This is a genomic window from Phycisphaeraceae bacterium (genome assembly GCA_019636795.1).
Lineage (GTDB): Bacteria > Planctomycetota > Phycisphaerae > Phycisphaerales > UBA1924 > JAHBWW01.
Map to the genome: position 1 here is coordinate 279,058 of JAHBWW010000005.1, position 23,811 is coordinate 302,868.

The window sequence follows — 23,811 nt, forward strand, 5'->3', positions numbered from 1 at the left end:
CAAGGCGTTTCGTTTGACCAGAAAAACAGGGCTTGCCACCGCCCATGCGATCTGATATCGTTTTGGCTGCCAGACCGACAAGCCACGGGGTAACCACACCCACTTTCATACAAAATCAGGAGCCTGCCATGCATACTCGCCGCGTCGCCTTTGCTCTCGTCGCCCTCACGACCGCTGCTGCCGGCCTGACCGGGTGCAAGTCCAGCCAGAAGGCCTGTTGCGCATCGGCAAACAACAAGACTTGCTGCGATCCCTCTGCCCAGACTCCGCCTGCGCCCGCGACGCTCACGGCTCGCGATGCCGAGTTCTTCGAGCCGCTCAAAACCCTCGCTGGCGACTGGGGAATGGAAGATGAGAATGGCACCACACTGCTGACCAATCAGTTCGCGGTCTCCAGCAGCAACTCCGTCATCCGCGAGGTCATGTTCCCCGGACATCCGCACGAAATGACCAACCTCTATCACATGGATGGCCCGAACCTCGTCATCACTCACTACTGCGCCGCTGGCAACCAGCCTCGCATGATCGCACGCGAAGTCAAGTATGTCGATGGCGCGCGTGTCTACCACTTCAAGGTTGACAGCGTTTCAAACCGTCGCGAAGGGCAGCATGGCGTCATGGACGAAATGATCCTGACAATCGGCGTCGATGGATCCGTGCGCCAGGACTGGTACGGCACCGACCCAACCACAGGCCAGCGAGCAGGCCCGACCGTCTTTGCACCTCATCGCCTCGGCAGCGGGTCATGACCGCTCATTTCCTTCGTCTGGAACCGGCATCATGACGCCATGGATCCTGCTCGTCGTGGCCGGTCTGCTCGAAGCCGGCTGGGCCATCGGGCTCAAAACCACCGACGGCTTTACGAGACTCTGGCCGAGCGTCTTGACCATCCTGGCCATCGCAGTCAGCATGTTCCTGCTCTCCGTCGCTGCTCGTTCGATTCCGATCGGCACCGCATACGCGATCTGGGTTGGCATCGGCGCACTCGGCGCGGTCATCCTCGGGGCCGTGTTCTATGCCGAACCTGTGCCCCCGGCGCGCGTCTGTTTCGTGCTGTTGCTGCTTGTCTCGATCGTCGGTCTCAAACTCACCAGCGTGCCAGGCCCTGCGCCCATCTGAAGCCGTTTCTTGCGATCATTCGTCGTTGTTCGCCAGCCGCTGACTGGCCTGATCGAGCGCGGCCTGCGCGATCTGTTCCGGGTTGTATCCACCTGTCAACATCAGACATGGTTTATCGGCACTGCGCGCAAACTCGCGCGCATTGGCTGCATGAAGATGCCCCGCAAGTTTCACCAGCACACACACCATGGCTACACCCGGCCTGAAGATCGGCCCACGCATCGGTTCGCTCGTACCGTGCTCCGTAATCTCCGGCCAGAGTACCTCTTCAAGCCCGAACGCCTCCGCAATACGACCCATCGCCTCCGGATACGGCTCGCCACCGATCATCACCAGCGACTTGCCTTCAAGCAGCAAACGCACCTGCGCCACCTGAGCGCTGTACGATTTTCGCGTCTCTTGTGTCGAACGTTCAGCGACTTGTTCATTGGCCTCACGCCTGGATTGAATGGCCAGCACAGCGCTGCGCAACGCCGACGGCAGATCATCACGCGATGCCAGCACTTCCAGAGCCGATATCGGCAGCAAGTTCGCCCACCGCCGGTCTGTTGGCGCAACTCCTTCAAGGACCAAAGCAGTTGCAGCGTCGCCAATTTTCCTCAGATCGTGATCACTGACTCCCTTGCCATTGATCATCTTGGCGTGGTACTGAATCAATTTTTCGAGTTTCGAGATTTCCCGGGCTCGTCCTGCCGCGGCTTCGAGTTCAGCCACGAGGGCGGCTGTACGTTGCCGCACGTCATGATGCTGATGCGGATCGGCAGGGTCATCCACTTTCATATGCCGCGCAATGAAGACACGTTGTTCCTGCGTTTCGCGGCGAAGCCACAGGTGGGCTTGATCCTGATCAATGTCGGGCTTGGTGAGCCAGGTCGATTCCAATGCAACGCGCAGGGCCGAGTTGGCCTCAGCCATCAGCGACATCGCCGATTCCATCTGCTCGCGACGTGCCTTACTTTCCGGATCGCAGAGGCGACGAATCAGGGCGGCAACATCGGCCAATGCTTCATAGCACCCCGCGATTGTCTCGAGTGACTCATCATCCGGGTTCGAAGCACCGGGAATATAGACCCACAAAAAGCAAGGCTGCATGGTCTTGGCCAGCTCAATCAGTTCGGCCCGTCGCTGCAACCCCGATTGATACTCAGAGGTCCGAAGACCTGCCTGCCTCAACTCTGCAAACGAGCGGCAGGATTCGGCCTTGAGTCGGCAACGACGCTCCATCTGGGCCAAATCGATCTCTGCCAGATCAGGGAATGACTCCCTCGATCCATCGACTTCCGTCCTGCGGGCCTGATTCTCGGATGCTGCGAGTCTTGCGCGTTTGATTTCGTCCATCGACCCGGTGACAACCACTGGCATCGCAGCGTCGCCGATCTGCAAGGGCACTGTTTCGATATGTTCCCGTGGTGTCGACGGGAGTGCCGCCTTTTTCAACTCTACTGAATTGTCAACCGCAAGTGCGCTGCCTGTCTCTGGTCTGCTAAGCGACTGCTCGGCGCGATTGGCCTCGGCGATCAACAGTTCTCCGACAAGTCGCAGCACCTTGCGCAAGGCTGGCGAGGCTTGCAATTGAGGCTGCAACAATTCACTCAACGCCTCCATCAATTCCTTTGGCGTCTTGTCCGTCACTCGTATCCCTCTCAAATATGCTCGAAGCACTATCGGCTTCGAGTTTTATTCGATACTTCACAGCCTACCCAGCCCGATTCCATGGCATCCTGCCGATCACCGCCGCCAGGCCGCATGTGCCCGTCGCACCCGCGAACAGCAGCCCCGCGCCAAAGAACGCCGGCAGAAGAACGAACAGCGGATGTACGAACCATGTCAGCGCGCAGCCAGCGAGCACCCCGACACCGATCGTCATCTGTACCTGCCGCATGACGCTGATCCCAGTCACCTTTTTGTTTGTAGACACGGGCAACTGCGCGTCTTTCCACGCGTTGATGCCGCCGGTGAGGTTGAAGAGCTGCACGCCCGAGGAAGCAAGCCCCGCCGCGAGTCGTGCCGCATCCTGCGACCGCTTGCCCGATCGGCATTGAAACACAACGCTCTGACCGGGCCTGGCGCCGATCTTCGCAGGGTCAAACGTGGACAGCGAAACCAGCTTCGCACCCTCGATGTGTTCGTGCGCGTGCTCGTCGGGCTCGCGGACATCGACGATCATGCACTTGCCCGCCTTGTGCCAATCGTGTGCGGTGCGCGGGTCAAGTTCAGTACAGGCCTGTCCGATCCCTGATTGGTCGGTGTGCTTCGATGTTTCTGAGATCATGGTCGAGCCCTCTGTGTATCTGTGATTCTTGGGGCGCTCATCGCATGGTGCTACCTGCGGACTGCCAAACGGGCCAGCGGCACTCGACTCCAGACCCAAGTGCGATCAGGTTTATGCCATGCAACAAAAAAACACATCCCCACAAGCCCCGGGGCCTTGCAGGGAAACAAGCGGAACGGGAGGGATTCGAACCCTCGGTACGGGTGACCCCGTACACCGGATTAGCAATCCGGCCCCTTCAGCCTCTCGGGCACCGTTCCAAATCAGGACAGGACGATAGCCCCTGCGCCCCCCGCGAACAAACCGCCCAAATCAACTTGCGTGCCCGCTCAAAGCGGACCCAAAAAAACGAATCCGCCCTCCCTGCGGAGAGCGGGTTCGCTCGAGCCTGCCACCAAGGCCGGCATCAGGAAGGAGTGTGACTCATTCGCCTTGCTGTTCATCATCACGACTGAGCAGCGTGCGCAGATATTTGTTTTCACGACGTGTCGCCTCAAGATCGAAAACGAGGTACTTTACCGAAAGCCTCAAATAATCCAGGCTCTCCTGAAGCTCCGCCAGCGTCTGGCGCATCCGCTCGTGCCGGCGCCGGGTTTCGTGCGCGAGTTCTTCGAGTTTCGGCCTCTGGTTCTCAGGAAGATGCTCGATCTGATCGAGAAGTTCTCCGAGTTTGCTCTGAAAGTCCTGATCGTTCATGCTCCGGCTCCTGATCTTCGAGTTTTGCTCTCTCTCACAGGTCTGACACTCCATCAGACCTGTCCTCGTCTCTGCAACAAGCGCTTCAACCAACGGGCCAATCACACGCGCGGAAGGCTCGCGATCAGGTCGTCCTATAAGAACCGCTCTGACGAAGGGCAGGGCCGGAACAGTCAGTGCCGCAGCCGCAAACACCCCAGAAACAGTGGGGGGAGGCTTCTAACGGATGTTGCAGAAAATCAACGCCTGCGGTTGGCTCGTTGCAACGCTTGATGAGCCTGAGGCGGAGCGTCGCGGAGCAAGGCCTCGACATTGACCCGGTTTTTTGCCGCCTGCTGAAGCAAATACCCCAGATTTCGGTCAAGCAAAATCTGAAACTGGCCGAATGCGACTTCCAACTCATGCCGGTTCAGTCTTGATAGTGGGTCGCTCAGCCCCGTCAGTGCCGAAGCCCAGGTCAAGAGACCCCGATCTCTGCCCTCGAACTGATAGAGCGCGAGCGTCGCCAGAATCCTCGATTCAAGCGACCGAAACGGATCCGTTGCTTCTTCCGGCAGCGTGCGAAGGTCTTCCCTCGGATCTCCCGATTCTGGGGAGTTCTGCTCGAATGCACCCACATCGCTTCCCGAGGGGTTGGCGCGGGCAAGATCTGCCTCAGGCCGCGGACTCACAACGTCAACACTCGCAGCCGCACCGGAACCGGGCTTGGCCGATTTCAGTTGTGCCAGAGCCGTGGTGAGCGTTTTGAGGCCGCTGTTCTCGAATCGCACAGTCAGGCGCTGACACGGTTTCCCCTCATGCATGGCACTGACAGCAGCGGTTACAGCTCCGACTCCCCACTCGGGCTTGCCGCGGTGAACAATCCGGTCCCCAGGCTTCCACTTCACGTCATTGGTCATGTGCGTTCCTTGGGTGTCACCCCGCACGATCTTCCGCTGCACCCCCGCTGCGGGCAGGACCCCTCTGGCCTCCACCCGCCGATCGGCCTACAGTCTCTGTTGCACCGGCACAGGCACCGCCCCCTCGAGCGTCCGGGGGTCGAATCCCGAAAAGGGTGCCCAGTCCTCAATCAAGAGAGTAGCAGATGATCGAAGCATTGAAAAGTGACGACATTATCAACAAAGTCGGTGGCCGCTTCAAACTTTGCTCACTCATCCAGCGCAGGCTGAACCAGATCCTCGATGGCTCACGTCCTCTCGTCGAACGACAGGGACGTACCGACCTCGAACTCGTCATCGAAGAAATTATTCAGGACAAGATCACCCTCGAGTTCATCGACAACCACGCGGCCACCTCGACCACGTCAGCTTCGGCCAACGATGACCTCCTCCTCTGACGCGACTGCCCGTGCAACCCCAGCCTTCCGAATCGCAGGACCACACTTCGAGCCCATCACTCGACCCCAAGACCCTCGCGCCCAAACTCGCTGGCAGGCGGGTGCTTGTTTGCGTCACCGGAGGCATAGCAGCCTACAAAACCTGCACCATCGTCAGTCGTCTCGCGCAGGCCGATTGCAACGTGACGGTGGCCATGACCGACGCAGCCACGCATTTCGTCGCGCCGCTGACGTTCCAAGCGCTATCGGCCCGGCATGTCTACACCTCGGCCTGGGAGCATGTGGAATCCAAGGATCCGCAGCACATCGCACTTGCGAGTTCTCTTGACGCAGCCATTGTCGCCCCATGCACGATGGACTGCATGGCCCGTCTCGCCAATGGCCTGACGAGCGATGTCGTCTGCCTCATTCTCTCAGCCATCGATCGGGCCCGCACGCCCGTTCTGCTCGCGCCTGCCATGAACTCGGTTATGTGGGCCCAGCCTGCCACGCAGCGCAACGCCCGCCAACTGGCAGATGACGGGTTCACGCTTGTCGGCCCCGGGGACGGATGGCAAGCCTGTCGCCACATCGGCAGCGGGCGCATGGCAGAGCCTGAGCACATCGTCCAAGCCTTGCTCGAAGCCCTTCCGAAAGTTTCAAACCACGCCTAAACTCAGACCCCACCAGGAGAGGTGGCAGAGCGGTTGAATGCGCCGGATTCGAAATCCGGTATGGCGGTTTCCGTCATCGGGGGTTCGAATCCCCCCCTCTCCGTTTCGAAACATCGTCAACGCGGCGCATCTCGCCTGGTGCAGGCAAATGCGCCTCTCTCGGGGCTCAGCGTTTGCCAACACGCAGGCCCAATCACGGTATTTCGGGCTCGACCAGTTTCGCCAGCATCTCAAGCGATTCCTGCCACCCGAGGTAGCAGAACTCGATCGGAATCGCCGTGGGGACGTTTTCCTGCACGATGGTCAGTTCCGTGCCGCACATCACTGATCCCAGCGTAACCGTAACCTGCATTTCGCCAGGCAGATTCGGATCCTCAAAGCGATCGTTGTAGCGAATGCGCTCAAAGGGCGTGAGTTCTGCAAACGTGCCGCCAAATGCGTGGCTTTGTCCGGTGCCGAAGTTCGTGAACGACATCCGGTACCCGCCACCAACGCGAGCATCCATGTGATGCACTTGCGCCACAAAACCATGCGGCGGAAACCACTTCACCATCGCTTCCGGTTCAAGAAACGCGCGATATACCCGCTCGGGCGGCGCACGCAGCACGCGATGCAACCGAACCGTATTGCCCGCGACATGATTCGATCCCGATTCACTCACGACTAGCCTCCAGTTTCTCGACCAACTCTGTCATCGCTCTGCAGCAGCCTTGACCGCCTTCAACGCCTGCAAACCGCGAGGCGCTGCTTTCGCAACGGGCGCGGTCTCTCCTCTGACTCGATGCTCAACGTCACTTCACCCGGTGGAAGTCCATCGACATCAACTGCGTCCACTTTCCGTCTTCTCCGAGTACCTCCGAGCGAAACGCGCGATGATCGGGCGTCTTGAACACGGTGATGTCGCGGTACTTCGTCTTCTTGCTCGGGTCGTCAAATCGAGGCCCCTCGGCTTCGAGCACGAGCGTGTTGTCGCCTTCGAGCCATCCTGAGTAGACCCACATGTGCGTCATCATCGAGCCGATCCACGAGCCGACATACTTTCCCGACCCGATGTGAAAGCCACAGGTCATGATCATCGTCGCCTCGCCGCCGCCGGGCATCTCGCCCTTCGATTCGCCGACTACCCACAAGTCGCCGATGGCGCGCACGGTCTCGATCCCATCGAACTTGACGGGCGGGCCGCCTGGCTCGGCTGGGCATTCACTGTCGTAGCGCCATTTGCCAACGAAACGCTTGAGCCACTCATGTTCACGGACAGCACTTTCCATCATCGCTCGACTCCTTCATCCGTTCGAGAACTCTCCAAGATTGACTGCCTGATTTGACTTCAACCAGGCGAGGCTTGCGCATCCTCTGTCTCGGTTCCCGGCACACAATAGAGATTTGTACGGTATATGTCAAGTACGCATTTCCGCAATCTGACGCACCCGCTCAAGCCCAAAATCCCAGCCAGTATGCACGCCTTCGCGGTGCTCAGCCGTGATAAGCCCCATCGCCCGGTGCGTCAGTTTCAGCATCGCTCCGCCGGGCATGCTGCTGACGCGATACTGCACATGCGACACCGCCGGGTACGACATGAACATCGGCCCACTGATCTCGAGCAGCGTCGGAGGCTTGATCACCTGCACATGTCCCCACCAGTGCCCCCGACCCTCTCCAAGATCCCTGAACCAACGCCCGCCAGGCCACGCTTCGAGCACCATCGGAAATGGCGATCCATCCGGCATCTGTCCTTCGGGGCCAACTTCTGCCAGAATGGCTTTGAACACTGCTTCGGGTTCAGCCTTGATCTCCAGTTCACGCATCACGCACAGCGTACTGATCTCGCTTTCGAGCATACTTGTCATCACTCACCGCCCTTTCTCTTCTTTGCTTTCTTGCCGGCTTCTTCCAAGGCGAGCATCTCCGCACGCGACTTGATCCGATCCGTCTGATGGGTCCAGTACCGCTCGAATGACTGCGTCCACTCGTGCACAGCCTTCAGTTTTGCCGCATTGAGCGAATACATCCGTTCCCTCCCTCGCTTCCTCGCCGCCACGATCCCGACCTCGCGGAGCACCGACAGATGCTTCGAGACCGTCGGCTGCGCCAGATCGAGTTCCTTCACAATGAACCCGACCGGCTGCTCTCCGCTGCGAGCCAGAACCTCGATGATGTCGCGCCGTCGCTCTTCAGCAATGGCGTTGAACACATCCGATGTCGTCGCTGATCTGGCCATGATCGTATCATATTCCCATAAAGGAATACGTCAAGGCCCGCCTCTCATCAATTCTTCTACTATCCCACGATGCACCAATACCACGAACTCCTCCAGCGCATCCTCGACACCGGCGTTCGCAAGCAGGACCGCACCGGCACGGGCACGCTCGCGATCTTCGGCCATCAGATGCGCTTTGACCTCGCAGCCGGCTTCCCGCTCGTCACCACCAAGAAACTCCACACACGCTCGATCATCCACGAACTCCTCTGGTTCCTGCGAGGCGAGACCAACGTCAAGTCCCTTCAGGATGTCGGCGTCACCATCTGGAACGAGTGGGCCGACCCGCAGACCGGTGACCTCGGCCCGGTCTATGGCCATCAATGGCGAAGTTGGGCCAAGCCCGACGGAGCGTCGATCGATCAGATCGCCGGGGTCGTCGAGCAGATCCGCACGAACCCCGACTCGAGGCGTCTCATCGTCACAGCATGGAATCCTGCGGATGTCGAGCGCATGGCCCTGCCGCCGTGTCACTGTTTGTTCCAGTTTCACGTCGCCGCAGGCCGATTGTCCTGCCAGTTGTATCAACGATCAGCCGACGTGTTCCTTGGAGTGCCCTTCAATATTGCCAGTTATGCGCTCCTGACGCACATGATCGCTCAGGTTGCAGGCCTCGCGCCCGGCGAGTTCATTCACACCCTTGGTGACGCGCATCTCTATGCCAACCATGTCGATCAGGCTCGCGAACAGCTCTCGCGCACGCCGCGACCGTTGCCGGTCCTTCAACTCAACCCCAAAGTGTGCGACATCTTTGCGTTCCGTTTTGAAGACATCGAGATCGCTGCCTATGACCCGCACCCGCACATCAAGGCTCCCGTCGCGGTCTGAGCCGAAGCGCGGGTAACGAAGGTTTTGTACACTGTCAGGCATGCGACAGGACGCCATTCTCCGCCGGGCCCAATTCGACGACAAGGTTATCAACTACTGGATGGTGAGTACGGTCATCATCTGTGTCTTCTCGATCGTGGGGGTGGTGGTCCTGCCGATTCTGTTGATCGTTCTTCGCCCGATTCTCAGACGCTACCTCGATCGCATCAGTTGCGAGCTCACCGAGCGGTCGCTCATTCTTCGTAAGGGGTGGCTCAATCGCGTGGAAAAGACCATCCCGCTCGACAAGATCACGGACCTGGCCATGTTTCAAGGTCCGATCATGCGGGCCATGAATCTCCAGGGCTTCAGGGTCGAGACCGCAGGTTCGGGCGGCGCAGCCACCGGGTATCTGGTCAGCATGGTCGGCATCATCGACACGATGGAATTCCGGGATGCTGTCTTGTCACAAAAAGATGCGGTCGAGTCAGTCGGCCGAACGGCACCCCTGCCGACCCCGACGCCCTCAGCGTCCAATGAAACCGGGAGCGACCAGGCCTACCTCCGCGAAATCCGTGACATCCTGGCCCGCATCGAAACATGCCTTCTGTCCGACCGCAAACCCCACGACTGACGCCAGGGCCCTATCCTCGCCTGTGCCTCTTTCCATGATCGTTGCCATGGGTCGGAACCGGGTTATCGGGAACATGGGCTCGATCCCGTGGCGTCTTCGCGCTGACTTTCAGCACTTCCGCCGGACCACCATGGGTCATGCTGTCATTATGGGACGCAAGACCTGGGAGAGCCTCCCGACAAAGCCCCTATCGGGGCGGCTCAATATCGTGTTGACATCGCAGAGCGAATTCGAGGCCCCGCCCGAAGTCCGAATTGTGCACAGCCTAGAGCGCGCACTTGCTCTTTGTGCGGACGATCCCGAGCCTTTCGTCATCGGCGGGGGAGAGATCTATCACATGGCTCTGCCTCTGGCTCAACGTATCTATAGAACAGTGGTCGATCTCGAACCTGCTGGGGACGCCACCTTTCCGGATCTGGGGCCCGAGTGGCAAGTGAGGCGCGAGTCTCGCTATGAACCACAGGGTGATCACACTCCCGAATTTGTGATCCAGGTTCTGGAACGGGAAATGATCGAGAGCGACAAAGCCGGGTCATAACCTCAGTCAGGACTTCTCGGAACATTGCCCAGGCGGCGATGGCCGGCGGTTGGCACTATTTGTACGGACTATGTACGCATCAGTTTGTGTCTGGTGGGGTGGAAAGTGCAAAAAGTCAAAATCGTCTTGTGAAACAGGTTGCCGCTTTTGCGGGCGCGTGTACCTTCCAGTGTGGGTCAGGAACGAATCGTTCGTTTCACAAGTATCGTGGTTGATTGTTCACCACCAGAGTAGAGATGTGAGGAGATTTTTCATGAAGAATGCAATCGCTCTTATCGTCGTTGCGGGTCTTGCAGCTGCTGCTTCCGCTCAGGATTTCGAGATTTCCGTTGTCGCCCCGAATGAGGTCGCTCCGGGCGCTACCTACACCGTTGAGTTCTGGGGCTCGGTCAGTGGCGCTCCGTGGGTGCAGGGCACCAGTGCGATGTCCGGCTTCGGCATCGACGCGGTCGCCTCGGCTGGTGCAGCCGGCGTCGGCGGCGTTGCTAATCAGGTCATCGCTAGCTGGGCTTCGGGCTTCGGCACTGCTGGCACCATCCAGGGCGCCAACATCGTCGGTACCTCGGGTGGCCAGCTCGCCAACCTGTTCGGGTTCCTGAACCCCAACATCAACATGAGCAACCCGATCCTCCTGTTCTCCTTCGATGTGACCGTTGCCAACGGGTTCTTCGGCACGATCACCTACTCGGCTGCAAACCCCAACGTCAACGGCGGCCTGTCCTTCTACCCCGTCAGCACTGACGGCGCGTCGATCATCGCCCCGAATGACTCGGGCACGACCCTCACCCTGCTGAGCGCTTCGACTCGTATCATCCCGGCTCCCGCTTCGCTGGCCCTCCTCGGCCTCGGCGGCATGGTCGCTGGTCGCCGTCGCCGCTAATCACCGCGGTCGGTTGATCTGAATCGACTTTCGGAGGCCCCGATCACCTGATCGGGGCCTCTTCTTTTTGTTATAGCGGACTTGGGGTGTAAAAATGCTCTCGCACAGATATAGGGTATAATAACCAAGAATGGTGACTTACCTACCCGGTCGAGGGGAAATTTTGAGAGTGGGTCGTCACAAAGCGCAATTATTTTCAAAAGTTGTTGGCAAAACTCGAATTCAGGGGTTGAACCGTTCCTAGGAATCGGATATCTTGTTGGTGCACCCCATCCGAGACGTGGGGAGGAACACAGGCCATTCAAGTTGAATGGACACCAAATCTCTTGAGAGGAGAGTCTGACATGAAGAATCTGTTTGCGATCGCAGCTGTTGCCGGCCTTGCCGGTGCTTCCATGGCTGGTGGTTTCACCGTGTACGCCGTTGCTCCGGCAGTGGTGAACCCCGGTGACACCTACACCGTCGAGTTCTGGGCCGAGTTCAGCGACGCCCGCTTCATCAATGGTACCGGCGTGGGTACCAGCGCAATCGCTGGTTTCGGTCTTGATGCGCTCGGCACCGGCAACATCGCCGGCGTCAGCACCGCCAGCATCAACGCCAGCCTCCTGTTCGGTTCGAACACTGGCGTCGCTGGTGGCGGCAACGTGACTGGCATCATCGGTGGCCAGTTGGCCAACCTCTTCGGCTTCCTGAACCCCAACATCAATCAGAACAACCCGATCATGTTGTTCACCATTGATGTGACCGCGGGCGCTGGTGGCTTCATCACCTACACCGCTGGCAACCCGAACGTCAACGGCGGCCTGTCCTTCTACCCGGACAGCCAGGACGGTGCTTCGATCGTTGCTCCCAATGATCCCAGCACCTCGCTGAACTTCATCGGCGCTTCGACGTTCGTCGTCCCCGCCCCGGCTTCGCTGGCCCTCCTCGGCCTCGGCGCCATGGCGGCCCGTCGTCGTCGCTAATCTCTCTGGTCCTACTCTGAGTTAGATCAACCACGCAGCCCCGGTCGTTTCCCGATCGGGGCTGTCTTTCTTGAGCAAATGAATCTGGCATGTCCAGTGCACTGCTAGACCGCACATAGGAGCAAATTTATATGAAACTGCCCTCATTTGTGTTTGCGATGGGAGTTGCGGCCGCATGCTGCTCTGGCCAGGATTTTACGATCTCTGTCGATGCACCTCGAACCGTCGTCCGAGGTAATGTGTACACGGTCAAGCTCTACGGCCAGGTAGTCGGCGGATCATTTATCGATGGTTTCAGTGCTATGTCAGGGTTCGGGATATCAGCTCTCGCATCGGGGAATGGGGGGTTCATGCTTGCTTCACTTGCAGAGTTTGAATCTCTCGATTCCCTTGCTAACCCCGGGACGGCATCTGGTCGAAGCCTGGTTGGAGTGATCGGAGGTCAGCTTGCAAATCTTTTTGGCTTCCTCAACCCCGATGTCGATATGAGTAATCCTATTCTGTTGTTTTCCTTCCAAGTCAGAGCGATGTTCGAAGGCCAGGCCATCTATACCCCCGGGCAGCCACATCCAGAAGGAGCACTGAGTTATTACCCGGATGCGACGATGGGACCCTCGATCAACAGCAACATGCCGGGGACAACCCTGACGTTGATTGGCGCGAAAACAAGGATTATCCCCGCCCCGGCTTCGCTGGCCCTCCTCGGCCTCGGCGCCATGGCGGCCCGTCGTCGTCGCTAATCTCTCTGGTCCTACTCTGAGTTAGTTCAATCACGCAGCCCCGATCGTCCGCGGTCGGGGCTGTCTTTTTGTCTGCCCAACCCCGGTAATCCGGGAAAGTTCCTTGCCAAACTGTGAACTTGGGGCACTTTGTATAGGGGTGCGGTGCCCGTTCGTGGCCGCTGAGCCCGGAGGGTGCGCCATGAAAGCAAGTGAGCCAATGCGTCGGAATTTCGCTGTGTGGATGCTGGCATGGGCGACTTCGTTCGCGGTTGCCGAGCCGCACGTGTTCACGATCTATGCGCAGGCTCCGGCTACGGCTCTGCCTGGCGAGACATTCACGGTCGAGATCTGGGGCCAGGTGCAAAGCCCGCTGTGGGTGCACAATGTCAGCGCGGTTGCTGGCTTCGGTATCGATGTACTTGGCACCGGAGCTGTGACGAGCGTCAGCGGCACGACGATTGCGCATTGGGCGCTGGATTTCGGTACGAATGGCAACGTGGTTGGAATGAACATCCTCGGAACAAGCGGCGGCCAGATTTTTCCGCCAATCATCAATCCGGTCGAGCCATCGGAGGAATTTGCGAACCCGATCATGCTGTTCTGGTTTACAGCTGAAGCGGGTGATGCCGGGACGATGGAGTTCACGCCGGCGCATCCAAATTATTTTGGCGGGCTGTCGTTCTATCCGTATGCTTCGAATGGCGCAACGATCGTCGCGCCGAACGATGCGGGAACGAGTCTACATCTGATCAGTGCGACGACATTGATTATTCCTGCTCCGGGGTTGATGGTCGTGGTGTTGGGGTTGGCTCTTGCGCGACGGCAGCGGTTCAAAGTTGCGACGATCGAGGGGGAAGATGTATGAACGCACAGAGAGCATTAATTGCGTTTGCCGGGGCTGTGATTTCGTCTGGCGCAGTTGCTGATCCGCACGTGTTCACGATTTATGCGCAGGCCCCAGCGACGGCGCTGCCAGGTGAGACGATCACGGTCGAAATTTGGGGCCAGGTGCATAGTCCGCTGTGGGTGCAGGGCACAAGCATGGTCGCGGGCTTTGGCATTGATGTGCTGGGAACCGGCGCGATTTCGAATGTTGCAATGGGAGAGTTCGCATGGTGGGCTGAACGATTCGGCACGAACGGCACGGTGAGCGGTACGAATGTGCTCGGGACAAGCGGCGGGCAACTGTGGCTTTTGTTTGGAGATTGCTGGTTTCCGCCGTGCTGGGAGTATGGTAATCCGGTGCTGCTGTTCACCATCGAAGCGAGAGCGGGGCTTGAAGGCTCGATGACGTTTACGCCTGCGAACCCGAACATCAACGGGGGAATGTCGTTCTATCCAGTTGACACTGACGGCGCGTCGATTGTGGGTCCCAACGATGCGGGGACGAGTCTGCACACGATCAGCGCGACCACGATCATTATTCCGACACCGGCAACGGTGCTTGTTGGGGCAGGGGCAGCGATACTTTTGTCGCGTCGCAGGCGAGCATGATTTTTCGTTTCTAAGTGAACGAGGAACAACATGAATCAGAAGATCTTGACGATGGCAGTGTGCGGCGCGGTTGCGACGGGTGCGCTTGCCGATCCGCACGTGTTCACGATCTATGCGCAGGCTCCAGCCACGGCGCTGCCAGGCGAGAGTATAACGGTCGAGATCTGGGGCCAGGTGCAAAGTCCGCAGTGGGTGCAGGGCACAAGCATGATCGCGGGTTTCGGCATTGATGTGCTGGGAACTGGCGAGATTTCGAATGTTGAAATGGGGCAGATCTCGGAGTGGGCTGCGGGATTCGGGATCAATGGTTTTGTGCAAGGCTTCAATGTTGTCGGGACGAGCGGCGGGCAGCTGCATGATGGTCACTGGGGCGACTGCTGGATTGGTGACTGCGAAGGGGATCGAGGTAATCCGATTCTGCTGTTTACAATTCTGGCTACGGCTGGAGAGTGGGGCGAGATGGTGTTCACGCCTGGCAATCCGAATATCAATGGGGGGCTGTCGTTTTATCCGAGTTGGGATGATGGATTGTCGATCATCGGGCCGAACGATGCGGGGACGAGCCTGGTCCTGTTGAGCGCGACGGTTCTAATTGTGCCGGGGCCTGGGGTTTTGGTGGGCAGCGTGCTCGGGCTGGCATTGATGGCGAGGAGAAAGCGATGAAGGGCAGGCGTAGTCAGACAATGGCGGCGTGCGCGGGAATGGTCTTTGCTGTCAGTGCAGCGGCGGGGCAGGCGATTCACAATGCTTACATTTGGATCGAAGGGCCAGATCATGTGCTAGCGCCGAACACCACATACACGCTAGAGGTGTGGGGAAGGATTGTGAGCCCGGCGTATGTCGAAGGCGTTTCGATGATGGCGGGATTCGGGATTGACGTGCTGAATCTTGCGGGTGCAGATTCCATCGTGTCGGTTTCGAATGTCAGCATTGAATTCTGGGCTGAGCAGTTCGGCACGCTTGGAGTTGTGGCCGGTTACAATGTGCTTGGAACTTCGGGTGGGCAGTTGCCTTTTGGCATTGTCTTTCCGCCGTATCCTCCGGATGTGCGCAATCCGATTCCGCTGTTCACATTCGATTTCACGACGGCGTCGGGGCCGCTTGATGAAATCTCATTTACCGCTGCCAACCCGAACATCAATGGTGGGCTTTTCTTCTATCCGAATATGTGGGATGGAGCATCGATCGTTGCGCCGAATGACACCAATACCGCCTTGCATCTGTCGGGCTGGACTTCGGTGGTTCCTGCGCCGGGATCAGCGATCCTCGGGCTTGTCGCAGTTGGCTACGGATTGGGTCGGCGTCGCTCTTGAACAATCTGATGAATTGGGGGTGTTGTATGCGGTTGAGTCAAGGGATGATGTGTGCAGCCGGTGTGTTGCTGGTGTCGAGTGCGGCTTCGGCTCATGTGTTCACGATCTGGGCCAGTGCGCCGGCACAAGTGCTGAGCGGCGAGGTCTATACGGTTGAGTTCTGGGGACAGGTCGAGAGCCCGCAGTGGGTGAGCGGCGACAGTGCTGTGGCGGGTTTTAGGATTGATGTGGCTGGTACGGGCAACATTGCGAGCCTGTCGCAGGCAACGCTGGCGGAGTGGGCGAGGTTTTTCAGAAGTGAAGGCACCGTCGATGGGACCAACCTTGTCAATGTCAGTGGCATGCAGTGGTCGTGTCCGTTGTTGTGCAAGTTCACGCCAACTCTTGAGAATCCGCTGTTGCTGTTCTCGATTGACGTCACGGCTGGTGGCGCAGGAAGTGTGACGATCGGCGCAGTGCCTCGACCTGGTGATATTGCAATGAATTTTTATCCATCGTGGATCTTGTTCGATGTGGTGGCAGCGGAGCCCGATGGTTCGAATGTTATCATGCTCTCGGCGACAACGATTGTGGTTCCCGGGCCGATGAGTGTGGCGGCGGTCGGGGTTGGGGTTGGGTTTTGGCGAAGGAGGCGATGACAATGTGCAGCGGTAGGATTACATTGGCGGCTGTATCGTCGATGGTGTGCTCGGTTGTGCATGGTCAGGTCTTCACGATCTGGACCGAAGCGCCGGCGACGGTGGAGCAGGGCGGCACGTACACGGTCGAGTTTTGGGCGAAGATTGAGGGTCTGCCGTTCATTCAAGGCCAAAGCGCCATCGCGGGGTTTGGAATCGGTGGATTCGCGACGGATGGGAGGGAACGGGTTGTGACGAACCACGGCACGGTATTTCCCAACTGGGTTGGGTTTCGTACTTATGGAACAGTAGATGGACCCGATGTGATTGGCGTTTCCGGCGGGCAGTTGGCGAACTTGTTTGGTGCGCCACCATGGGCGGACCAGTCGAATCCGATCATGCTCTTTCAGTTTGATGTGACTGTGGGGGACATTCTGGGTGGAGTTACGTATACGCCGGGAGACCCGCACCCGCTTGGCGGTCTGTCCTTTTACCCTCATGTGAATGATGGGTTCAGCATCGTTGCGCCGAACAATCCGGGAACATCGCTTGTTTTTGTGGGCGCGACGACAAACGTGATTCCGGGGCCGGGGGCTGTCAGTGTGTTGCTGCTGGCAGGACTGACGGGTTTTCGGCGCAAACGTTGAGTGTCATTCCACGCCGTCGTACTGAATGACGGAGTGGAGCTCGCCATAGTTTCGGAGTTTGCTGCGGCCATCGAGGTAGTTGAGTTCGATGAGGACGGTGATGCCGGCGATGTCGGCACCGGACATCTTGACGAGTTCGCAGGAAGCACGCATGGTGCCTCCGGTCGCCATGAGGTCGTCGACGAGGAGGATGCGTTGGCCGACGCCGAGAGCATCTGAATGAATTTCGAGTCGGTCTGAGCCGTATTCGAGGGCGTAGTCGACTCCGTGGACGGAGCGTGGGAGTTTACCGGGCTTTCGGATGGGGACGAAACCGGCCGAGAGTGCCTGGGCGATTGCGATGCCGAAGATGAAGCCGCGGCTTTCGGCACCGATGACGAGGTCGATGCCTTTGCCGCGGTATGGGTTGGCCATGAGTTCGACGGCGAGTGCGAGCGCGGCGGGGTCGGCGAGCAGGGGCGTGAAGTCCTTAAAGACGATGCCTGGCTTGGGGAAGTTGGGCACGTCGCGGATAAAGCGTGCAAGGTCGTGCATAGACAGAGGATATCACGCCTGAGGGGTTGTCGCGTGAGGCCTATCCTTGGGCATGGCACAGAGTGGCGCGAAAAGTCCTGAACTTGAAACCGTGGAGCCGATTGGCGCCCGAATTCTGCTTCGCAAGGATGAAGACAAGAAGCAGACGAAGACTGGGATTCACCTTCCTGACAAGATCGAGATTCCGACGTTGACTGGGCGCGTGGTTGCGATATCGGCGCAGGTTGCCAATGACGATGACTATCCGATCAAGCAGTACGACCGGGTGCTGTTCAATCCAAAGCACGGGATTCCGGTGGATTTCGAGGGCGATAACCGGCTCTTCGTGATTCCCGTTGAGGATGTGGTGGCGGTGTTCCGCAAGGAATCGAAGTGATGGCTTGGGCCGAGGGTGGGGGGACGTGGGGGGAGTAGATCGAGATGCTGTTCTCGGCGCGATGAACGGGCCTTTGGCGGACCTTCCCGATCCGCTGCCTATTCCGCCGATCGTGCGAGGTGTGGCACGGGCGCAATCGGTGGTCAGCATTCGGCCGCCGGGGTCGAAGAGTCTGACGAATCGACTGATCCTGCTGGCGGCACTGGCCAAGGGTGTGAGCGTGGTGCGGCACGCGCTGGTGGAAGCCGACGATGCGGAACGCATGCTTGATGCGGTTGCGTGTCTTGGGGCGCGAGTTGATCGGACGGATGCGACGGCTGTTCGGATTACTGGCGTCGACGGGCGTTGGAAGGTGCCGGCTGAGGGAGTCGAGATCTTTCTGAACAATGCGGGTACTGCGACGCGGTTTCTGGCGGCGTCGGCACTGCTCTCGACGGGGCCGATCACGATTGATGGCAATGAACGGATGCGTGCGAGGCCGATGGGGGAGTTGATCGCGGCGCTGCGCACTCTTGGTGCGGAGGTGCAGGAGCTTGGCGCGACGGGGTGCCCGCCGATCAGGATTGTGCCGCCGAAGGATGGCGTGCCGAGCGTGAACATGATCGAGTTCGGGCGGACGCAGTCGAGCCAATTTATTTCGGGTCTGCTGATGACGGCTTCGTGTCTGCCGCATGGCCTGACGTTCAATCTTGGGCCCGAGCCGACGAGTGCATCTTATGTGCGCATGACGGTGCAGATGCTCGAAGAGCTTGGAGTTGATGTACGTCTGAGTGAGCAGATGCGGATCATTCGCGTGCTGCCGGGGCTCAAGGCGTTTGACGAAGAAGTCGAGCCGGACGCGAGCGGTGCGACGTACTGGTGGGCAGCGGGGGCGTTGATCCCGGGCGGGTGTGTGCGAGTGGTGGGACTGAGCCCGAGCAGTTCGCAGGGGGATGCAGCGTTCGTCGATCAGCTTGCGAACATGGGAGCAGTGATTCGGCGCAGCGATGAGCAGCCGCCATGGGTCGAGGTGCGTGGCGTGCAGTCGCTCGGGCCGACGCTTGCCGACATGTCGAACATGCCCGATGCGACGATGTCGCTTGCGGTGTGCTGCGCGTTTGCGGGCGGGACGTCGATTTTGCGAGGGGTGCGAACGCTGCGTGTCAAGGAATGCGATCGCATCGACGCCTTGCAGCGCGAGCTCGGGCGGCTTGGGGTGACGATCGCGTGCGATGTCAACAGCGATTCGGACGTGATGACATTGACGCCTCCGATCGAACCGATCGCGTCGTGGACCGACACGGGCGCTGAGCCGATAGAGTTCGAAACGTACGACGATCATCGAATGGCGATGTCGCTTGCGTTGGTGGGGCTGCGAAGACCGAACGTGTCGATCAGGAATCCGCAGTGCGTCGCGAAGACATATCCGACGTTCTGGCGCGAGTTTGCGAAGTTGTATGATTGACTGCGAGCGGGCTAGCGTTTTTTCCAAATCCACTCGGCGGTTCGTGCCTGGTTGTTGACGATGCCTTCGATGCGTGCGTGAAGCAAGTCACCTTCGCGGTGGTAGATGATGCGCTGCGGGAAATCGTGCTGGAGGTTCTCGAAGACGGCATGCGAACTCGAGTGCTCGGTTAACGGGAAGTGAGTGGCGGGCACACGCCCGCGTGGGCTGGCGAGGTAGGTCAGCGTGCCGTTGATGGATTCGATGGAAAGCAGTTCATAGAAACGAAACGAATCGGCATTGGGTGTGATGCTGAAGCCTCGCATCGAGCCGCGATCAGGGCTGGCCCAGACTTCGATGGCGTTGGTGGTTTCGTCTGCGGGGTCCCAGACGCCTGCGAGCCAGGCCAAGTCCGAGATTGAGATCGGCGCCTTGTGTTGATCGACTGCGTCGCGCGCAGCATCTCGCCGGGTCGTGGTGCAGGCGTGGAGCGCTGCACACGACGCGGTCAGACATCCGATCATGAGTAGTCGGGCGAGCACGGGAGATCAATAGTCGGAGTAATGATCGCGTTGGTCGCGTCTGCGGTTTTGGTCGCCGATGACGGCTCCACCGAGCCCGCCGGCCACCGCTCCGATGACTGCACCCTTGCCCATGTTGCCCGAGAGGGAACCGATCGCCATGCCACCCAGTGCGCCCGCGCCGGCACCGATCAGGCCGCCTTGGGCTGCGTTGTTGCAACCGGTGCCGAGCAGCAGGAGGCCGCCGAGGCCGAGAACTGCACTTGTCTGACGAATGCGAAACTTCATGGTGTACCTCCTATCAACGATCATTCGGAAGCGTCTCCAGCAGACTTCCGTCGTGCTCGCCTGTCTCCTGACAAGAACCTGCGAAATGGTCGTAGTGTTCCGAACATCTTCACAACCATACTGAAAAACGTGCGGAACGATCTGGTTTTGTTAGTTCCAGCTGCAACCCTTTGGCCATTCGTTTGGTTTCTGGTGCTCTATCCGCGAGATCAGTGTGGAGAGTTGTTTGAGTTCCCGCTCCAGAATCAGCACTCGCTGATCGAGGTCGCCCTCGGCCAGCAGGCGATAGCGTGTGTGCGGATCGCTCAGAAGAGCAAAGGAGATGAGCTCGAAGACAGCAGCGTTGGGTACATGGTCGTCGCGGACGTATTCGGCGACGTGCTCGGCCAGAGCGAGGTGGCGCAATGAGCCTTCGGAAAGTTCGGTCTGGATCCACTCGCGGAGGTGGTCGAGATGGGCAGCGTCGGGGTTTGGTTCACCGATCGGTTCGAGGCGTGCGGCGCGGAAGAGTTGGCCTTCGGGTGGGGGAGATTCGCGAACGATGCGTGCGCGGCAGATACCTTGGAGAAGGATGTTGTAACGACCATCGGGCAGGGTTTCGTGCTGGACGATTTGGCCGATGCAGACTGCATTCTTGAGCGGCGGAGGCCCATCGGTCGGTGGCGGAAGGGCATCATCGATGACGGCCAATGCGATTTGGCCTGCGCCGTCGAGGCATCTGGCGACCATTTGGAGGTATCGCGGCTCAAAAATGTGCAAGGGCAGAACCTGCTGAGGCAGGAGGACAATGGCATCGAGCGGGAAGAGGGGGACATCCCGGGCAAAGTTTACCGAAATGGCCTGTCCGTCGGACATATCTTATAGTTTACGCCGAGTGGCTGCCCGGGTTCGCGTGGCAGATGATCGGGTGCGAATCGACCTGGAACGAGGGTACTTCGAAACCATGCCAAACACTGTCTGGATCATTATTGGGGCGGTCGTCGTCTTCGATCTGATCCTGCTGCCGATCATCGTTCGCGCGGCGTTTCGGAACTCACTGGGTGCACTGGCGGTTCGCTATCCATTCGTGGAGCCGATGCCCGATGCGGTGAGGCGCAACTTTCAGAGTTTCTCATTCGGGTTGGCCAATATGGGGCTGTGCGTACATGTCGTGGTTGATGAGCGACACCTGCATCTGATGCCGGCCAAGTTGGTGCGCATCTTTGGGGTAGGGGCAGCGAGTGTGCCTTGGGATGAAGTGCATCTTCGCCCGGGGCGATCGCGTGGAGCGATTCGTACGGCGCGCATCGGCGGTCAGACCGTATCGGGTCCGACGTGGTGCCTGTCGATAGCTGAAGATCAGTCGGGTGCAGAACGCGCGGCCTCGGGCTGAGTGTTACTTGCTCAACGGGTCCGGCTTGAAGAGTTTGGTGTCGAGTGCCCATTGCTTTTCGGTGAAGTTGCCGCCGAGGTCTGCGGTTGCCGCGATGACCGGGCGCGCAGCATCGAGGGCGATGGTGGTCTTGGCATCGACGTTGTCGAGCAGCGAGACGAGGATCGCTTCGGGCGTGGAGGGTATCTTGGCAGCGCCGAACTCGGGCACGCCGTGATGCGAGAGGATGATGTGCTGAAGCACGGTCATGACGGAATTGGGGAGTCGCACGCCCTTTTCGCGCATGAGTGTCTGCACTTTGTCGTGCAGCATGATCGCACCTTCGACGATGTGCCCGACGAGTTCGCCGCGATCGGTGTAGGTGAATGTGCTGTCGAATGCGAGTTCGCGTGTCTTGCCAAGATCGTGCAGGAACAGCCCGACGACGACAAGATCCTGATTGATCCGTGGATACAGCGGGCACACGGCGTAGGCGAGGTTGATCAGCGCCAGTGTGTGCTCAAGCAGGCCGCCGAGGTAGGCGTGATGCAGGCTCTTGGCAGCCGGGGCAGTACGAAACTGATCCATGAGAAACTCATCTTCGAGATAGACCGCCACGAGGGCTTGCATGGCCGGGTGCTGGACCTTGCCGAGGAGCGCGACAAGTTCGTCAAACATCTCGCCAGCCGGTCGCAACGAGCATGGCATGAGATCGCGAAGTTGTTCGGGGGTGGGTTCGATGGAGTTGATGGCGTGAATGATGAGTTGCAGTTCGCCCTGGTAGGCCTGGGTTTCGCCTTCGATCCAGACGAAGCCCTCGCGGGGAAGGGACTCGAAGGCGGCTTCCTCGATGGACCACATTCGGCCGGGCACCTGCCCGGATTTATCGCCGATGAGGCAGCGGAGGTAGGGCTTGTCGTTGCGTGTGCGCCCGAGTTGTGCGTTGGAGATCGAGAACGGGCCTTCGATGCGAACCGAGGGGGTCAGTTCGCGCAGCGTGAGTCGTTTGGTTTGTGTCATTGCGGGGAGGATAGGCGGGAGTGAAAGCGACTTCAGCCGAGCAGGGGGTTGCAGCCGGGTAGAGAGCGCGGGCACCCAAGCCGTGAGATGTGCTGAGTGCTTGGGCGATCAGGCGAAGTGCAAAAAAAAGAAAACCCGGCTACGTGTTTCCGCCCGCAGCCGAGTCATAGGAGGAGAGAGAGACAAGACACCCATAAGATGCCACAAGATTTGAGAGTGGCAAGGAAATGGGCAAAGTTTTTGGCTGAGTCGGGCGAGTTTGTGGCTGAATGGGATCGTTCCGGGGCATTCAGGCACGCCAAAGCAGCGACCGATACCCAGAAATAGGGGGATCTGGTCTGGAACCCGGCATTAATATACGTTATTTGTCAGGGTCGCATTGCTTCGAACCGTTTCGCAGCCCAGCCCCAGTTGATCACGGTCATGAAGGCGTCGACGTAGTCTGCCCTGCGATTCTGGTACTTGAGGTAGTAGGCGTGCTCCCAGACGTCGATCCCGAGTATGGGGATAACACCTGTCATGAGGAGTTTCTGCTGATTTTCCATCTGGAGCACAAGGAGTTGGCGAGCGATGGGTTCCCAGGCCAACCATGCCCAGCCTGAAGCCTCGACGGCTGTGGCCGCAGCCTTGAAATGGGCTGCGAATTGTTCGTAGGACCCGAAGTCGCGTTCGATCTGAGAAGCGAGTTTTCCGTTGGGCATTCCGCCTCCGCCTTTGGCCGGGGGTGCCATAGCGAGCCAGAAGAGGGTGTGATTGACATGCCCTGAGCCGTGGAAACTGAGTTGTTTTGACCAGTGACTGATGAGGGCGCTGTCGGCGTTGCCGTGGCGCAGGTCGGTGAGGACTTTGAGTGCGCGGTTGAGGCCTGCGACGTAGGAGGCATGGTGCCTGCTGTGGTGGATGGTCATGGTTTCGCGGTCGATCGCGGGTTCGAGGGCTTCGGGGGCGTAGGGCAGTGGGGGAAGGGTGTATTCGAGTTTCTCTTCATCCCAGCCGAGGTCGTCGGCGGTGAGGAGAGAAGCCGCGAACGCGGTTGGAGCGAGGGCGCCAAGTGAGGCGGCGCCGCCGAGGCCTGCGATGGTTCCGAGGGCTGCGCGACGGTTGATCGATTCCATGATGGTGGTCCTCCGTTCCATGAATCTCGATGAAGGCTATGCATTCAAATGCTGGCGGTATTTCAGCGTCAGATGTAGGGTGTTTTCAAAGAGTTCAAGCGAACGAGTACTCGACGATGGGTGCGCTCGGCACCGAAGTCGAAGAGCCGACTTCTGTGGCACGCAGAGCATGACGGGGATCGAGGTATCGGTGCTGCCTTGCCGGTGTGAGTATGCGGAGGATCGCGGAATAC

33 protein-coding genes and 2 tRNA genes are annotated in these 23,811 nt (G+C 59.2%); 20 read left to right on the forward strand and 15 right to left on the reverse strand.

Annotated elements, in window-relative coordinates; all coding sequences use genetic code 11:
- The first annotated feature begins 128 nt into the window (after positions 1–128).
- Both KF757_12060 and KF757_12065 read left to right on the forward strand, forming a co-directional pair.
- Complete coding sequence (locus tag KF757_12060; GenBank protein ID MBX3323715.1) at positions 129–749, forward strand: hypothetical protein; 621 nt, start codon at positions 129–131, stop codon at positions 747–749.
- A 31-nt stretch (positions 750–780) separates the two neighbouring features.
- A complete protein-coding gene (locus KF757_12065; GenBank protein MBX3323716.1) occupies positions 781–1,119 on the forward strand; it encodes a multidrug efflux SMR transporter in 339 nt (112 codons plus the stop codon).
- A 15-nt stretch (positions 1,120–1,134) separates the two neighbouring features.
- On the opposite strand, the gene KF757_12070 is transcribed toward KF757_12065, so the two are convergent.
- The 5 genes from KF757_12070 to KF757_12090 all read right to left on the reverse strand — a co-directional run bounded on the left by KF757_12070 (position 1,135) and on the right by KF757_12090 (position 4,986).
- Positions 1,135–2,715 carry a hypothetical protein gene (locus tag KF757_12070; protein MBX3323717.1) on the reverse strand — a complete coding sequence of 527 codons (1,581 nt, stop codon included), beginning with the start codon at positions 2,713–2,715 and terminating at the stop codon, positions 1,135–1,137.
- Between the two features lie 100 nt (positions 2,716–2,815).
- Complete coding sequence (locus KF757_12075; protein MBX3323718.1) at positions 2,816–3,391, reverse strand: rhodanese family protein; 576 nt, start codon at positions 3,389–3,391, stop codon at positions 2,816–2,818.
- Between the two features lie 171 nt (positions 3,392–3,562).
- Positions 3,563–3,651, reverse strand: a tRNA-Ser gene (locus tag KF757_12080).
- A 163-nt stretch (positions 3,652–3,814) separates the two neighbouring features.
- Entirely contained in the window at positions 3,815–4,087 is a 273-nt protein-coding gene (locus KF757_12085) for a hypothetical protein (GenBank protein ID MBX3323719.1), read from the reverse strand.
- A gap of 239 nt (positions 4,088–4,326) precedes the next feature.
- Positions 4,327–4,986, reverse strand: coding sequence for a DUF3553 domain-containing protein (locus tag KF757_12090; protein MBX3323720.1), 660 nt, complete (start codon positions 4,984–4,986; stop codon positions 4,327–4,329).
- 185 nt (positions 4,987–5,171) lie between these two features.
- Between KF757_12090 and KF757_12095 the strand changes: the two genes are divergently transcribed.
- The 3 genes from KF757_12095 to KF757_12105 all read left to right on the forward strand — a co-directional run bounded on the left by KF757_12095 (position 5,172) and on the right by KF757_12105 (position 6,179).
- Positions 5,172–5,423: a DNA-directed RNA polymerase subunit omega gene (locus KF757_12095; protein ID MBX3323721.1), complete on the forward strand. Its 252-nt coding sequence runs from the start codon at positions 5,172–5,174 to the stop codon at positions 5,421–5,423.
- An 11-nt stretch (positions 5,424–5,434) separates the two neighbouring features.
- Complete coding sequence (locus KF757_12100; protein MBX3323722.1) at positions 5,435–6,076, forward strand: hypothetical protein; 642 nt, start codon at positions 5,435–5,437, stop codon at positions 6,074–6,076.
- Positions 6,077–6,091: 15 nt separating this feature from the next.
- A tRNA-Ser gene (locus KF757_12105) sits at positions 6,092–6,179 on the forward strand.
- A 90-nt stretch (positions 6,180–6,269) separates the two neighbouring features.
- Here KF757_12105 and KF757_12110 read toward each other — a convergent pair.
- From KF757_12110 to KF757_12125, 4 genes are all read right to left on the reverse strand, one after another.
- Entirely contained in the window at positions 6,270–6,737 is a 468-nt protein-coding gene (locus KF757_12110) for an SRPBCC family protein (GenBank protein MBX3323723.1), read from the reverse strand.
- Between the two features lie 130 nt (positions 6,738–6,867).
- On the reverse strand, positions 6,868–7,347 hold the full coding sequence (locus KF757_12115) for a DUF1579 domain-containing protein (GenBank protein ID MBX3323724.1): 480 nt from the start codon (positions 7,345–7,347) through the stop codon (positions 6,868–6,870).
- Between the two features lie 126 nt (positions 7,348–7,473).
- Complete coding sequence (locus KF757_12120; GenBank protein ID MBX3323725.1) at positions 7,474–7,923, reverse strand: SRPBCC domain-containing protein; 450 nt, start codon at positions 7,921–7,923, stop codon at positions 7,474–7,476.
- Positions 7,923–8,294 carry a winged helix-turn-helix transcriptional regulator gene (locus KF757_12125; GenBank protein ID MBX3323726.1) on the reverse strand — a complete coding sequence of 124 codons (372 nt, stop codon included), beginning with the start codon at positions 8,292–8,294 and terminating at the stop codon, positions 7,923–7,925. The genes KF757_12120 and KF757_12125 overlap by 1 nt, the downstream gene beginning before the upstream one ends.
- 69 nt (positions 8,295–8,363) lie before the next feature.
- On the opposite strand from KF757_12125, the gene KF757_12130 reads away from it, so the two are divergent.
- From KF757_12130 to KF757_12185, 12 genes are all read left to right on the forward strand, one after another.
- Positions 8,364–9,161 carry a thymidylate synthase gene (locus KF757_12130; protein ID MBX3323727.1) on the forward strand — a complete coding sequence of 266 codons (798 nt, stop codon included), beginning with the start codon at positions 8,364–8,366 and terminating at the stop codon, positions 9,159–9,161.
- 40 nt (positions 9,162–9,201) lie between these two features.
- Complete coding sequence (locus tag KF757_12135) at positions 9,202–9,774, forward strand: PH domain-containing protein (protein ID MBX3323728.1); 573 nt, start codon at positions 9,202–9,204, stop codon at positions 9,772–9,774.
- Positions 9,775–9,820: 46 nt separating this feature from the next.
- Complete coding sequence (locus KF757_12140; protein MBX3323729.1) at positions 9,821–10,312, forward strand: dihydrofolate reductase; 492 nt, start codon at positions 9,821–9,823, stop codon at positions 10,310–10,312.
- 253 nt (positions 10,313–10,565) lie between these two features.
- Positions 10,566–11,192, forward strand: coding sequence for a PEP-CTERM sorting domain-containing protein (locus tag KF757_12145; protein ID MBX3323730.1), 627 nt, complete (start codon positions 10,566–10,568; stop codon positions 11,190–11,192).
- A gap of 344 nt (positions 11,193–11,536) precedes the next feature.
- Positions 11,537–12,157, forward strand: a complete 621-nt coding sequence (locus KF757_12150) for a PEP-CTERM sorting domain-containing protein (protein MBX3323731.1) — start codon at positions 11,537–11,539, stop codon at positions 12,155–12,157.
- Between the two features lie 350 nt (positions 12,158–12,507).
- Entirely contained in the window at positions 12,508–12,897 is a 390-nt protein-coding gene (locus KF757_12155; GenBank protein ID MBX3323732.1) for a PEP-CTERM sorting domain-containing protein, read from the forward strand.
- A 181-nt stretch (positions 12,898–13,078) separates the two neighbouring features.
- Positions 13,079–13,744, forward strand: a complete 666-nt coding sequence (locus tag KF757_12160; protein ID MBX3323733.1) for a hypothetical protein — start codon at positions 13,079–13,081, stop codon at positions 13,742–13,744.
- The gene (locus KF757_12165) at positions 13,741–14,373 is read left to right on the forward strand and encodes a hypothetical protein (GenBank protein ID MBX3323734.1); all 633 of its coding nucleotides are present in this window, start codon (positions 13,741–13,743) and stop codon (positions 14,371–14,373) included. The genes KF757_12160 and KF757_12165 overlap by 4 nt, the downstream gene beginning before the upstream one ends.
- A 30-nt stretch (positions 14,374–14,403) precedes the next feature.
- Positions 14,404–15,036: a hypothetical protein gene (locus KF757_12170; protein MBX3323735.1), complete on the forward strand. Its 633-nt coding sequence runs from the start codon at positions 14,404–14,406 to the stop codon at positions 15,034–15,036.
- Positions 15,033–15,686 carry a hypothetical protein gene (locus KF757_12175; GenBank protein ID MBX3323736.1) on the forward strand — a complete coding sequence of 218 codons (654 nt, stop codon included), beginning with the start codon at positions 15,033–15,035 and terminating at the stop codon, positions 15,684–15,686. Before KF757_12170 ends, KF757_12175 begins: the two co-directional genes overlap by 4 nt.
- 26 nt (positions 15,687–15,712) lie before the next feature.
- Entirely contained in the window at positions 15,713–16,324 is a 612-nt protein-coding gene (locus KF757_12180) for a hypothetical protein (protein MBX3323737.1), read from the forward strand.
- A gap of 2 nt (positions 16,325–16,326) precedes the next feature.
- Positions 16,327–16,950 carry a hypothetical protein gene (locus KF757_12185; protein MBX3323738.1) on the forward strand — a complete coding sequence of 208 codons (624 nt, stop codon included), beginning with the start codon at positions 16,327–16,329 and terminating at the stop codon, positions 16,948–16,950.
- Between the two features lie 3 nt (positions 16,951–16,953).
- On the opposite strand, the gene KF757_12190 is transcribed toward KF757_12185, so the two are convergent.
- On the reverse strand, positions 16,954–17,484 hold the full coding sequence (locus KF757_12190; GenBank protein ID MBX3323739.1) for an adenine phosphoribosyltransferase: 531 nt from the start codon (positions 17,482–17,484) through the stop codon (positions 16,954–16,956).
- A 52-nt stretch (positions 17,485–17,536) separates the two neighbouring features.
- On the opposite strand from KF757_12190, the gene KF757_12195 reads away from it, so the two are divergent.
- Complete coding sequence (locus KF757_12195; protein MBX3323740.1) at positions 17,537–17,860, forward strand: co-chaperone GroES; 324 nt, start codon at positions 17,537–17,539, stop codon at positions 17,858–17,860.
- A gap of 25 nt (positions 17,861–17,885) precedes the next feature.
- Complete coding sequence (aroA, locus tag KF757_12200; GenBank protein ID MBX3323741.1) at positions 17,886–19,304, forward strand: 3-phosphoshikimate 1-carboxyvinyltransferase; 1,419 nt, start codon at positions 17,886–17,888, stop codon at positions 19,302–19,304.
- Positions 19,305–19,315: 11 nt separating this feature from the next.
- On the opposite strand, the gene KF757_12205 is transcribed toward aroA, so the two are convergent.
- From KF757_12205 to KF757_12215, 3 genes are all read right to left on the reverse strand, one after another.
- Complete coding sequence (locus KF757_12205) at positions 19,316–19,825, reverse strand: hypothetical protein (GenBank protein MBX3323742.1); 510 nt, start codon at positions 19,823–19,825, stop codon at positions 19,316–19,318.
- A 6-nt stretch (positions 19,826–19,831) separates the two neighbouring features.
- Positions 19,832–20,092, reverse strand: coding sequence for a hypothetical protein (locus tag KF757_12210; GenBank protein ID MBX3323743.1), 261 nt, complete (start codon positions 20,090–20,092; stop codon positions 19,832–19,834).
- A gap of 150 nt (positions 20,093–20,242) precedes the next feature.
- Positions 20,243–20,947: an LON peptidase substrate-binding domain-containing protein gene (locus tag KF757_12215; protein MBX3323744.1), complete on the reverse strand. Its 705-nt coding sequence runs from the start codon at positions 20,945–20,947 to the stop codon at positions 20,243–20,245.
- An 88-nt stretch (positions 20,948–21,035) separates the two neighbouring features.
- Between KF757_12215 and KF757_12220 the strand changes: the two genes are divergently transcribed.
- Positions 21,036–21,464, forward strand: a complete 429-nt coding sequence (locus KF757_12220; protein MBX3323745.1) for a hypothetical protein — start codon at positions 21,036–21,038, stop codon at positions 21,462–21,464.
- Positions 21,465–21,467: 3 nt separating this feature from the next.
- Here the strand turns inward: KF757_12220 and KF757_12225 are convergent, their stop codons facing one another.
- A complete protein-coding gene (locus KF757_12225; protein MBX3323746.1) occupies positions 21,468–22,463 on the reverse strand; it encodes an HD domain-containing protein in 996 nt (331 codons plus the stop codon).
- A 368-nt stretch (positions 22,464–22,831) separates the two neighbouring features.
- On the reverse strand, positions 22,832–23,599 hold the full coding sequence (locus tag KF757_12230; protein ID MBX3323747.1) for a superoxide dismutase: 768 nt from the start codon (positions 23,597–23,599) through the stop codon (positions 22,832–22,834).
- Positions 23,600–23,811 lie beyond the last annotated feature (212 nt).